Raw genomic sequence first — 12070 nt, 5'->3', positions numbered from 1 at the left:
GATCACCGGTTATTCGAGAAGGTGAAGAGGGACTGGATGGCGTACATCAGACGGTCCAGCAGGAAGCCGATGATCCCGATGGTGAACACCGCCACCATGATCTTGGCCAACGAGCTGGAGGAACCGTTCTGGAATTCATCCCAGACGAATTTGCCAAGGCCGGGGTTCTGGGCCAGCATTTCGGCTGCGATCAGAACCATCCAGCCAACACCAAGCGACAGGCGCAGGCCGGTAAAGATCAGCGGAAGCGCCGAAGGCAGCACCAGCTTGGTGATCTTCGTCCATGTGTTCATCTTCAGAACCTTGGAAACGTTCACCAGATCCTTGTCGATGGATGCAACGCCCAGCGCGGTGTTGATCAGCGTTGCCCAAAGCGAACACAACGTCACCGTGATGGCCGAGTTCAGGAAGGATTTGGAGAACATGCCGTCGTTCGTCACGTACACTGCGGAAACAACCATCGTCACGATGGGCAACCACGCCAGCGGCGAAACGGGCTTAAATATCTGGATAATCGGGTTCAACGCGGCGCTTGCCGTGGGCGACAGACCCGACGCAATGCCAAGTGGAACAGCAACGATCGTGGCCAAGAAGAAGCCGAAGAACACCGTTTTGATGGATGTCCAGATTTGCGCGTAGTAGCTGGGCGCGCCTGTGTATGCGATATCTTTAACCTGATCGGCTTTGCCAGCAGCAATCAGTTTTTCGTTGCGCGCCTCAAGGCGTTCATAGAACTGCGCCTCTTTGGCGGATTTGCGCATCGCATCTTCGTGCAGGTTTACGGCTTCTTCCCAAACCTGTGCGGGGCCGGGCACAGCACCCAGCGATGTTTGAACCGTCGGGGCCAGCGTGGACCACAGCAAAAGGAACGCTGCGATCGACAGCAGCGGCACACCCAACAGGCGCCAGATGTCTTTCATCTGCGCCTTGGGGTTATCGCCAGCAACGGCTTTCAGAACGGGCGTCATCCAGCTTAGGCCAAGCACTTGGAACCAAGCGTCGGCCTTGTTGATGCGCGTGAAAAGTCTGGCGCGGCGTTCCTCACGCCGCTCGTTTTGGGCGATGGTTGGGTCGATAGCGGTCATCGGAACTCTCCGGGTAAGATAGCTAGTGTGTGGAACGGGGCGCCGGTGGAAGCATCCGGCACCCCGAGTGTTAGAGCGTTAGCCCTGAACTTCGTTGCCTACGACTTTCTGATCGCCCTTAAGGCCGATCGGCAGACTGTCGAGGTATGCGTTAGGTGTTTTGCCGTCGTATGCGATGCCGTCGATCACATCCTCAGGTGGGGTTGGCGCCTTGTAACCGTCGCTATCCCAAGGGAAGTCAGCCTCGTTCGCCAGTCCTTCTTCGACCAACAGCTTGGCCGCGTTCAGATAGATTTCTGGCTTGTAAACGGACTTGGCGACTTCGTCGTACCAGCTGTCAGGCTTGGCTTCGCCAATCTGGCCCCAACGGCGCATCTGGGTCAGGTACCAGACAGCATCCGAATAGAATGGGTAGGTCGCGTTATAACGGAAGAACACGTTGAAATCGGGAACTTCGCGCTTGTCGCCCTTTTCGTATTCGAACGTACCAGTCATCGAGTTGGCGATAACTTCGGCATCCGCACCCACGTATTCAGCACGCGAGAGGATCTCTACAGCTTCTTCACGGTTGGCGTTGTCGTTTTCATCCAGCCAGATCGCCGCGCGGATCAGCGCCTTGGTCACGGCCAGTGTCGTGTTCGGGTACTGTTCGGCGAACTCGGCATTGATACCGAAGACCTTCTCAGGGTTGTTCTTCCACAGCTCGTAATCGGTGATAACCGGAACGCCGATACCTTTGAACACGGCCTGTTGGTTCCAAGGCTCACCCACGCAGTAGCCATAGATTGTGCCAGCTTCCATCGTCGCAGGCATCTGCGGCGGAGGCGTCACAGACAGCAGAACATCGGCGCCGATCTGGCCGGTGATGTTCTGGTCGCTGTAATAACCAGGCTCCAGCCCGCCAGCGGCCAACCAGTAACGCAGTTCATAGTTGTGAGTGGAAACCGGGAACACCATGCCCATGTTGAATGGCTTACCGGCGGCTGTGTATTCCTCAACAACTGGTTTCAACGCGGATGCGGAAATCGGGTGCTGCGGGCGGCCATCGTCCATCAACGGAACGTGTGGTTTCATCTTTTCCCAGATTTCGTTGGAAACGGTAATGCCGTTGCCGTTCAAATCCATGGAAAAGGGGGTGATGATGTGTGCTTCGGTGCCGAAACCGATTGTCGCCGCCAACGGCTGACCGGCCAGCATGTGCGCGCCGTCCAATTGGCCGTCGATCACGCCGTCCAAAAGAACTTTCCAGTTAGCTTGCGCTTCAAGCGTTACAAAAAGACCTTCGTCAAGAAAGTATCCGTTTTCGTATGCCACGGCCAATGGGGCCATGTCGGTCAACTTAATAAATCCGAATTTCAGTTCATCTTTTTCCAACTCAAGTGGCTCTGCGAATGCAGCCCCAGCAAGGGCCGTCGTAGCCGCTAGAATGGTTGCGATGCGTTTCATATTTCTTCCTCTGTCAGGCCCCGGGGAGGAACGGGGCGAAAAACAAAAAAGCCGCTGACTCACCCTGCGATAATCGCAGAGAGTCGAGCGGCTTTGCTCAGGAACCCACGTCTTTGGGGTAATTCGGTGAAAGAGACATCGTCGCCTCTTGCCCCTATAAAACGCCCTAATCCGACGGGATGAACAACTGCGAAACCCAGATATCCGGTCATTTTTCGCTGCAACGCGGCGGGCGACGGGGCGTCTGCCTAATTTTTAATCAATTCGTCGCATCCGGGTCAAAAATGCGGCCATCAAAGAACGCGTCCCGCATCAAAAACAGTTTTCCCGATTCTGATGCAGCCGGTGATTTTTGCTGCACGGCACCTTCCAACTTTTCCGACGCACCGGGCAAATCGGCGCCCGTCGCACGTAGATGCCGGCGATACAGATCTGTGCGGAAAACGCCTTTGGCCGTGGCGGCCGCACTTGCCCGATCCAGCCCTGTTCGGGCCGCCAATTGCGCACCAATCCACGCGGCTTGTGATTTCCACGGGAAGTTAGCCGCACCGGCATGGAATTCCAGAAACTCCGGCACGTTCCGTTGTTCGCCACTTTGCGAAATTACCAAACGCCCCGTCAACGCGCGGTCCACAACCTCGGCCGGGACATTCACGTATTCGGGCCGCGCCAATATTTCTGATGCCGTTGTCAGATTGCTCCGATCCCCCAACCAGCGCCCCGCCCGCCAGACGGCGCGCAACAGGCGGCCGGTGATGTCGGCCTCGGCCTCGGCCCAATCATGGCGCACGGCCAAGACCTTTTCTGGCGCAAAGCCCCAAATCGCGCAGCCCGGCAACAACAGCTCGCCCACGCCATTTTCCACCGCGATAGAGCCCCACGGCTCGCCCACGCAGAACGCATCAATTTCGCCGTTTGCCATGGCTTCAGCCATCAACGCAGGCGGAACGGTCTTGATCTCTACCCCCTGCGGCGCTGGCAGGCCCAGCGCGCTGAGCCAATAGTAAAGAAGCTCTGCATGCGTCGAAAACGGGAACGGTACGCCCACCCGCAAAGCACCGTCAGATGCCGCGATCAGAGCTTTGCCAGCCAAGGTCGCATCAGTGAAATCAAACGGAAACCCGTCGGCACGCATCTTGGCAGCCAGTTCGCGTGAAACGCCGATTACTTGGCCATTTACGGATAAAACGCTAATCGCATCAATGCGCGTGGTCATGCCGCCAAGGCCCAGCGCCATCGCGATGGGAAGCGGGGCCAGCATGTGCGCGGCCTCTATCTGGCCCAATGCAAGCATATCGCGCAGGGTCGACCATGACGGCGCGCGCCGCAGATCAAGGGTGATCCCTTCTTCTTCGGCAAATCCAAGTTCGCGGGCGATGACTAACGGCGCGCTGTCCACCAGCGCAAGAAAACCCGCTGTGACAGTCACGCCGCTCATGAAAGCAACCCCACCGCAGTGACCAACGCTTCGGCGACATCGACCACTTTTCGCCCTTGGTCCATCGCCGTTTTGCGCAGAAGGGCGTATGCCTCATCCTCGCCAATACCGCGGGCTTTCATCAACAGCCCCTTGGCCCTGTCGATGATTTTACGTTCTTCAAGCGCGCGTTTGGTCGCCTCTAACTCTGTCCGCATCCGTTGGAACATATGAAAGCGCGTGATCGCCGCGTCCAAAATCGGCTTGATCCTGTCAGAGCGCAGCCCATCCACCACATAGGCAGACACGCCCGCCTCAATCGCGGCCTTGGTCAAACCGTCATCGCTTTTGTCCACGAACATCGCAACGGGCCGGTCCATCGGGCTGGAGGCCAGCGTCAACTCCTCCAACATATCCCGCGATGGGCTAGAGACATCCACCAAGACTACGTCTGGGTTCCGTTCGGAAATGCGACGCGCCAATCCGGTTTCTTCGGAAATGACGAATACGTCGTGATCCCCCGCGTCACGCAGGCTTTCCATGATCAGCATGGCGCGATCACGGTCTTTTTCGACAACAACTATGGAAAGGCGGTTTGACATCCCGCGCAGAAATCGCAGCGGCAAGCCGGTTTGTAAATGCACCCATTCGACGGTGGCATGAGGCAAATTGAACATCTGCACATATTTTAGGCATTCACCCCAGTACTGCCCGCACTTCGGGCGCAATGGATGCTGCAACTGCAACAATATGGCCCAAACAATGCAGCTTTCGCCGCCGACGCCATGCGGCTATCGTCATGGCAAGGAGCGTTAGCGTGGATTTCAAACAAGCCTTACCGTCTGACATTGACCCAACCGCGATCGACAACGCGGTTTGGTTGGACGTGTTGCAAGCCGTTGATCGCACCTATGCCGAACTTGTCGATTACCAAGAGCGTCTGGAAAAGCAGAACGAAGAACTGCGCGCCTTGCGGCAGTTTCTGGGGTCTGTCCTTGCCTCCATTTCCGATATTCTGGTCGTGGTCGACCGATCCGGCACAATTGAAGAGGCAAGCGCATCCGTCGAAACGATGCTGGGCCGCCCCAAGGATCAGATCATCGGCGCAACCGTGTTGGAAGCCGTCGAAAGCGACGAGGCCGAACGCCTTTCCAACGCCATCTCTTACGTTCTGTCCAATCGCGCGAAGACATCGCTGGAACTGACGATCGCGACCGTTGAAGGAAGCGCGCCGTTTGATGTCAGCATCACACCCCGGCTGGATCAGCGCGGCAAAAGCATTGGGGCCGTTCTAACCGGGCGCCCACTGGGCGAACTGCGCCGCGCCTATACCGAACTAGAGGCAAGCCACGTCGCCCTGAAACAAGCGCAGGCACAAGTTGTTCGCAACGAAAAGCTGGCGTCGCTTGGTCGGCTGCTGGCGGGTGTCGCGCATGAGCTGAACAACCCGATCAGCTTTGTGTACGCCAACGCGCACGCGCTGGAAAAATATGCTGACCGGTTCGAAAGCTATTTTGAAAGGGTACAGGCAGGCGCAACGCGGGACGAACTGATAAACCTGCGCCACGACCTGAAACTAGATCGCGAGCTGCGCAACCTTAGGGCCGCCATTGATGGCGCGCGCGACGGGGCGGAACGTGTGCGCGACATTGTCGAAGATTTGCGCCGCCTGTCGGCAGAAGGCACCGGAGAGGCCGCGCGCTTTAATCTGGCCGAAACGGCCCGCGTCGCCGCCAGTTGGGTAAAGCGCGGCAGCAAATGTGACACTGACATCCCCGTCGAAGGCCCAGACGAGCTGTGGGCCCATGGCCGCCCGGGCCATATTCAGCAGGTGGTGATGAACCTTGTGCAAAACGCGCTGGATGCCGTTGCCGCGAAAGCCGAACCGAGCGTGAAGGTGGAGCTATTCACAGAGGGCGATATTGCCGTCCTGCAGGTTTCTGACAACGGCGAAGGCGTGCCCGAGGCCATACGCAGCGCCATTTTCGACCCGTTCTTCACCACCAAAGATGTCGGGAAGGGCACGGGGCTTGGCCTGTCGATCTCTCACAAGATTGCGCATGAACACGGCGGTCATCTGCGCCTGTGTGAACACAGCGGCCCCGGTGCCTGTTTTCGGCTAGAGCTTCCGCTGGAAGGGACCACGCCATGAAAAATGTCCTTTGGCTGCAGGCTTCGGGCTGTGGCGGTTGCACCATGTCGCTGCTGTGTGCCGAAGATCCGAACCTGATGGACCTTTTCGCGGGCGAGGGGCTGAATTTCCTCTGGCATCCTTCGCTAAGCCAAGCAACCGGGGCAGAAGTGCGCGCGATCCTGAACCGCATTCTAAACGGCGAAGAGCATCTTGATATCCTATGCATCGAAGGTGCCATCGCCACCGGCCCGCGGGGCACCGGCCGTTATCAGATGATGGCGGGCACGGGCCGCGCCATGCTGGAATGGGTGCGTGATCTTTCCGCGCTGGCCGATAACGTCGTGGCTGTTGGCACCTGCGCCGCCTACGGCGGTGTCACCACGGCGGGCGGCAACCCGTCCGATGCCGTGGGCGTTCAATTCGATGGTCAGCACGCTGGCGGGATTCTGGATGCGACCTTCCGCGCGAAATCGGGCCTGCCCGTTATCAATGTCGCTGGCTGCCCCACGCACCCGAACTGGGTCACCGAAACCCTGATGATGCTGTCGCGCGGAAAGTTGGAGGCCGATGACATAGATGGCTTTGCCCGCCCCCGGTTTTACGCCGATCATCTGGTCCACCACGCCTGCCCGAAGAACGAGTTTTACGAATATAAAGCCAGCGCGCGAAACCTGTCGGAAATGGGCTGTATGATGGAAAACTTGGGCTGCGTTGGCACCCAGGCCGTGGGGGATTGCAACATTCGCCCGTGGAACGGCGGCGGCAGCTGCACCCGTGCCGGATACCCCTGCATCAACTGCACCGCCCCCGAATTCGAAGAACCAAAACACGCCTTTACCGAAACCCCGAAATTCGCGGGTATTCCAGTTGGTTTGCCGTCTGACATGCCAAAGGCGTGGTTTATGGCACTTGCATCCCTGTCAAAGGCGGCCACACCGGAACGGATCGGCACCAACGCCGTATCAGACCGCATCCGCGTGCCCCCAAGCCTGAGGCGTAAGAAAGAATGACCGAAGGCAAACTGATTGTCGGCCCGTTTAACCGGGTCGAGGGCGATCTTGAAATCAAACTGGACGTGGCTGATGGGGCGGTGACCTCTGCCCATGTCAATTCGCCGCTGTACCGTGGGTTCGAACAGATGCTGCTGGGCAAAGACCCGCGCGATGCGCTGACGATCACGCCGCGTATTTGCGGTATCTGTTCGATCAGCCAATCAGCCGCAGCCGCGCGCGCGCTGGCTGATGCGGCTGGGGCGAAACCCACGCCGCAGGGGGAAATCGCCACGGCCATCTTGCACGGCGTCGAAAACATCTCGGACCACCTGACGCATTTCAACCTGTTCTTCATGCCCGATTTCGCCCGCCCAGTTTACGAGGGGCGCAGCTGGCACAGCCGCGCGATCCGCCGGTTCACCGCGATCGAAGGCTCCGCCATTCGCCAATCGGTCGAAGCACGCGCTAAGCTGTTGCACATTGTCGGCCTTTTGGGCGGCAAGTGGCCTCACACCTTGGCCATTCAGCCCGGCGGCGTCACCCGCGCCCCGACCGAAACCGAAAAGATCAGGATCGAGGTCACCCTGCGCGCCTTCCGTCGCTATCTGGAAGATGTGCTTTTCGATGCCAAGCTAGAGGACTTTGTCGCACTGCAAAGCCCATCGGCGTTGGCAGAATGGTCAAGCGGCGACGCCGGGTTGTTCATGGAAGTCGCCGCCGATCTGGACCTTGCCACAATGGGCACAGGGTCCGGTCGTTACCTTTCGTTCGGGGCTTACCCATCCCAAGCGGGGCCAGCCTTCGCGCAAGGTCTGTGGATCAACGGCGCGCGTCAGCCGCTAGACACCAACGCAATTGCCGAAGACCTTTCGCACGCTTGGATGCTGGGCAGCGCGGCACACCCCGCCAAAGGCCAGACCCTGCCGGATGAGGAAATGAACGACCCCGCCTATAGCTGGTGCAAAGCGCCCCGGTTGGCGGGCCAGACCATCGAAACCGGCGCGTTTGCGCGGCAGGTCGTTGATGGGCACCCGCTTGCCATCGCGTTGGCCAAACAAGGCAACGGGGTGCTTGCCCGTGTTGCCGGGCGGCTGCTGGAGCTTGCCCTGACCCAAATCCAACTTGAACAGTGGGCCGCGGCCCTAAACCCCGACGCCCGCTTTATGGATACGGTTACGATCCCCACGAACGGCATCGGCGAAGGGTTGGTCGAAGCCGCCCGCGGCGCGTTGGGCCATTGGATCAAGATCGAAGATGGCCGTATCGCTGGCTATCAAATCATCGCGCCAACCACATGGAACTTTAGCCCGCGTGACGCCCACGGCATCCCCGGCCCCGTCGAAGCCGCGCTAGAGGGTGCGCCCGTTCTGCCCGGCGAAGACACCCCAATCGCAGTGCAGCACATCGTGCGCAGTTTTGACCCCTGTATGGTCTGCACGGTGCACTGATGCCCGCCCGTCGGATTCGCGTGCGTGGTCAGGTGCAGGGGGTCGGCTTTCGGCCGTTCGTGTGGCAGTTGGCCAATCGGCTTGGCATCAAGGGTCAGGTTTTGAACGACCCACAGGGCGTTCTGATCCTTGCGACCGGCGATGCGTTAGAGGCCTTCGAAACCGCGCTTCGCACTGACGCGCCTTCGCTTGCAGAAGTGACAGGGGTGGAAAGTGAGCCGCATGAATTCTCCACGCCACCTGTCGGGTTCACGATTCTACAAAGCGCGGGCAAAGGCGCCGAAACACGCGTAACGCCCGATGCGGCGACCTGTGATGCCTGCGCCACTGAAATCCGCGATGCTGCTGACCGGCGGCACGGTTATGCCTTTGCCAACTGCACACATTGTGGACCCCGTTTCACCATTCTGCGCGGCTTGCCCTATGATCGGGCGCAGACGTCGATGGCGGCATTCCCGATGTGCCCGGCCTGTGCCTCTGAATACGCAAACCCGGCGGACCGCCGGTTTCACGCACAACCCGTTGCTTGCCCCAATTGCGGCCCGCGATTATGGCTAGAGGATGGGGGTGGGGAAACTGCCCCTGATGCCATTGAAGCAGCCGTGGCGCGCCTTGCCCAAGGGCAGATCCTAGCGATCAAAGGTCTGGGCGGGTTTCATCTGGCATGCAATGCGCTGGACCCAGCCGCGCTAACGCTGTTGCGCCACCGCAAACGTCGCCCAGCCAAACCCTTTGCGGTGATGGGCACGCTGAACATGATCCGCCAATACGCGGCCCCCTCCAAGGCAGAGGCCAAGCTGTTGCGCGATCCAGCCGCCCCAATTGTGTTGTTGAACAAGTCAGGCATCGCATTGCCCGAAGAGGTCGCACCGGGGCAATCCACCCTTGGCTGGATGCTGCCTTACACCCCGATGCACCACCTGTTGATGGATGCGTTTGGCGGGCCGTTGGTCATGACCTCGGGCAACTTGTCAGGGGAACCACAGGTCATCGGAAACAAAGAGGCGCGCGAAAAGCTGGGCGATTTCGCCGATGCGTTCGTGATGCATGACCGCGATATCGAACGGCGGCTGGACGACAGCGTGGAACGCGTCACGCCGCACGGGCCCATGGTACTGCGCCGGGCGCGGGGCCGCGTGCCCGGCACCCTGCCACTGCCACCCGGTTTTGAGGATACGCCGCAGGTGGTTGCCTATGGCGGTCAAATGAAATCCGCCATCTGTCTGCTGAAAAACAACGAGGCGCTGTTGTCTCATCATCTTGGTGATCTGGACGATGCCCTGACATCAGAGGAGTTCCTGAAGGCCGACACCGATTATGCCGCGCTGTTTGATCACCAGCCTGCGTTGGCAGCCTGTGACCTTCACCCCGATTTCCGCGCCTCGCGGCATGCCGCCAGCAAAGGGTTGCCACTGGTTCAGGTGCAGCACCACCACGCCCATATGGCCGCCTGCCTTGGCGAAAACGGTTGGCCGTTGGATGGCGGCAAGGTCGCTGGCATCGTGCTGGACGGGCTGGGCCTTGGCCCCGATGGAACCGTTTGGGGTGGCGAGGTTTTGCTGGGCGACTACCTTGGGGTCGAACGGGCGGCTTGGCTGAAACCTGTCCCGCTCATTGGCGGCGACATGGCCCAGAAAGAGCCGTGGCGGAACCTGCTGGCACAGCTTGATGCCGCAGGGATGGGAGACCTTGCTGACCAACTATTCCCAGACAAACCGCTGGCAATGATGCGCCAAGCCGCAGCCGCCGGTCTGAACGCGCCGCTGTCATCTTCGGCCGGTCGGTTGTTTGATGCCATCGCCGCCGCGCTGGGGTTCGATGGTGCGCTATCCTTCGAAGGCGAGGCCGCGATGTGGTTAGAGGCGCAATCGCTGCGCAACCTATCCCACCCCGGCTTTGGGTTTGGCATTCACGACGGGGTCATCGACCCTGCACCGTTGTTCCGCCAGCTGTTCGATGAACTGGACGCGGGCAAAGAGCCGGGCCTGTTGGCCGCATGGTTTCACGCCAGTCTGGCGCGCGCTTTCGCCGATCAGGCGCTGGGGCTGGTCAACAATGGTACAGCGCAGGCCGTGGTTCTGTCAGGGGGGTGTTTTCAGAACGCGCTTTTGCTTGATCTGACCGTCAACATGCTGGGCGACGTGCCGGTCATGATCCACCAAAAGACCCCCGCCAACGACGGCGGGCTTGCCCTTGGTCAGGCATTGGTCGCGGCTGCACAAGCGCTGAGCCAATCGGAAAGCAAATGACCATCCGCGCTCAAACCCGATAAGAACCTCACCGTCTGCCGCCACACGAAACGCGTGAAATTCAGGCTCAAACATCTGTTTTAATTGCGATTATCACGATCTCAGCTTCATCCGTACATTCCCTTTCCGCCGCGCCGCATACAACGGCACACCTTAACTGAGGCCCCGATTCCGCCCGGATTCGGACCAGATAAGGGAGGGAACGCATTGGAAAACATCGAAACCTTTTATGAAGTCATGCGTCGGCAAGGGATCACCCGCCGCAGCTTCATGAAATATTGCTCACTTACCGCTGCTGCATTGGGCCTTGGCCCCAGTTTTGTACCGAAAATCGCGCACGCCATGGAAACGAAGCCGCGTACACCCGTGATCTGGGTTCACGGGCTGGAATGCACCTGTTGTTCCGAAAGCTTCATCCGGTCGGCACACCCGCTGGCGAAAGACGTGGTTCTGTCGATGATCAGCCTTGATTACGACGACACGCTGATGGCTGCCGCTGGCCATCAGGCCGAAGCCGCGCTGGAAGAAACGATTGAGAAATACAAAGGCAACTACATCCTCGCGGTTGAGGGGAACCCGCCCCTGAACGAAGACGGCATGTATTGCATCGTTGGCGGCAAGCCGTTCGTCGATCAGCTGCACCACGCGGCAAAGCACGCCAAGGCGGTGATCAGCTGGGGTGCCTGCGCGTCTTATGGCTGTGTGCAGGCCGCCAAGCCGAACCCAACCCGCGCCACGCCGGTGCACAAAGTCATCACCGACAAACCGATCATCAAGGTGCCCGGCTGCCCGCCGATCGCCGAAGTTATGACCGGCGTCATCACCTATATGCTGACCTTCGACAAAATGCCCGAGCTTGACCGCCAAGGTCGTCCGCAAATGTTTTACAGCCAGCGCATCCACGACAAATGCTATCGCCGCCCGCATTTCGACGCTGGCCAGTTCGTCGAAGAATGGGACGATGAGAACGCGAAAAAGGGTTACTGCCTATACAAAATGGGCTGCAAGGGCCCGACCACATACAACGCCTGTTCGACCGTGCGTTGGAACGAAGGCGTCAGTTTTCCCATTCAATCGGGCCACGGCTGTATCGGCTGTTCCGAAGATGGGTTCTGGGATCAAGGCAGCTTTTATGACCGCGTGACCGACCTGACTCAGTTCGGTGTTGAAGCGAACGCTGACAAGGTTGGCCTTGGTGCCGCCGGTGTCGTTGGCGCAGGCGTTGCCGCCCATGCGGCCATCAGCGCGCTGAAATCGGCCCAGAAGAAAACCCAATCCAAGAAAGAGGAGGCATAAGCC

The 12070-nt window shown here is 59.4% G+C and carries 9 protein-coding genes; 5 read left to right on the top strand and 4 right to left on the bottom strand.

All coding sequences use genetic code 11. The annotated features are described in order from the left end of the window. Window positions 1–2: 2 nt before the first annotated feature. The 4 genes from COL8621_RS00250 to COL8621_RS00235 all read right to left on the bottom strand — a co-directional run bounded on the left by COL8621_RS00250 (window position 3) and on the right by COL8621_RS00235 (window position 4550). Complete coding sequence (locus COL8621_RS00250; protein ID WP_093965118.1) at window positions 3–1085, bottom strand: ABC transporter permease; 1083 nt, start codon at window positions 1083–1085, stop codon at window positions 3–5. A gap of 78 nt (window positions 1086–1163) precedes the next feature. Beyond that, window positions 1164–2531: a CmpA/NrtA family ABC transporter substrate-binding protein gene (locus COL8621_RS00245; RefSeq protein ID WP_093965115.1), complete on the bottom strand. Its 1368-nt coding sequence runs from the start codon at window positions 2529–2531 to the stop codon at window positions 1164–1166. Between the two features lie 259 nt (window positions 2532–2790). Further along, entirely contained in the window at window positions 2791–3969 is a 1179-nt protein-coding gene (locus COL8621_RS00240; protein WP_093965112.1) for an ABC transporter substrate-binding protein, read from the bottom strand. Beyond that, complete coding sequence (locus COL8621_RS00235; RefSeq protein WP_093966831.1) at window positions 3966–4550, bottom strand: ANTAR domain-containing response regulator; 585 nt, start codon at window positions 4548–4550, stop codon at window positions 3966–3968. Before COL8621_RS00235 ends, COL8621_RS00240 begins: the two co-directional genes overlap by 4 nt. A 215-nt stretch (window positions 4551–4765) precedes the next feature. Between COL8621_RS00235 and COL8621_RS00230 the strand changes: the two genes are divergently transcribed. From COL8621_RS00230 to COL8621_RS00210, 5 genes are all read left to right on the top strand, one after another. Continuing rightward, entirely contained in the window at window positions 4766–6100 is a 1335-nt protein-coding gene (locus tag COL8621_RS00230; protein ID WP_235823651.1) for a sensor histidine kinase, read from the top strand. Next, on the top strand, window positions 6097–7092 hold the full coding sequence (locus COL8621_RS00225; protein WP_093965107.1) for an NADH-quinone oxidoreductase subunit B family protein: 996 nt from the start codon (window positions 6097–6099) through the stop codon (window positions 7090–7092). Before COL8621_RS00230 ends, COL8621_RS00225 begins: the two co-directional genes overlap by 4 nt. Then, window positions 7089–8522 carry a nickel-dependent hydrogenase large subunit gene (locus COL8621_RS00220; RefSeq protein ID WP_093965105.1) on the top strand — a complete coding sequence of 478 codons (1434 nt, stop codon included), beginning with the start codon at window positions 7089–7091 and terminating at the stop codon, window positions 8520–8522. Before COL8621_RS00225 ends, COL8621_RS00220 begins: the two co-directional genes overlap by 4 nt. Continuing rightward, window positions 8522–10771, top strand: coding sequence for a carbamoyltransferase HypF (hypF, locus tag COL8621_RS00215; RefSeq protein WP_093965102.1), 2250 nt, complete (start codon window positions 8522–8524; stop codon window positions 10769–10771). The genes COL8621_RS00220 and hypF overlap by 1 nt, the downstream gene beginning before the upstream one ends. Window positions 10772–10978: 207 nt before the next feature. After that, window positions 10979–12067, top strand: a complete 1089-nt coding sequence (locus COL8621_RS00210) for a hydrogenase small subunit (RefSeq protein ID WP_093965099.1) — start codon at window positions 10979–10981, stop codon at window positions 12065–12067. The last annotated feature ends 3 nt before the right edge of the window (window positions 12068–12070 follow it).

This window comes from Actibacterium lipolyticum (assembly GCF_900184935.1).
GTDB lineage: Bacteria > Pseudomonadota > Alphaproteobacteria > Rhodobacterales > Rhodobacteraceae > Actibacterium_A > Actibacterium_A lipolyticum.
Note: the sequence above shows the minus strand (reverse complement) of the source record. Positions and strands in the feature narration are given on the sequence as shown.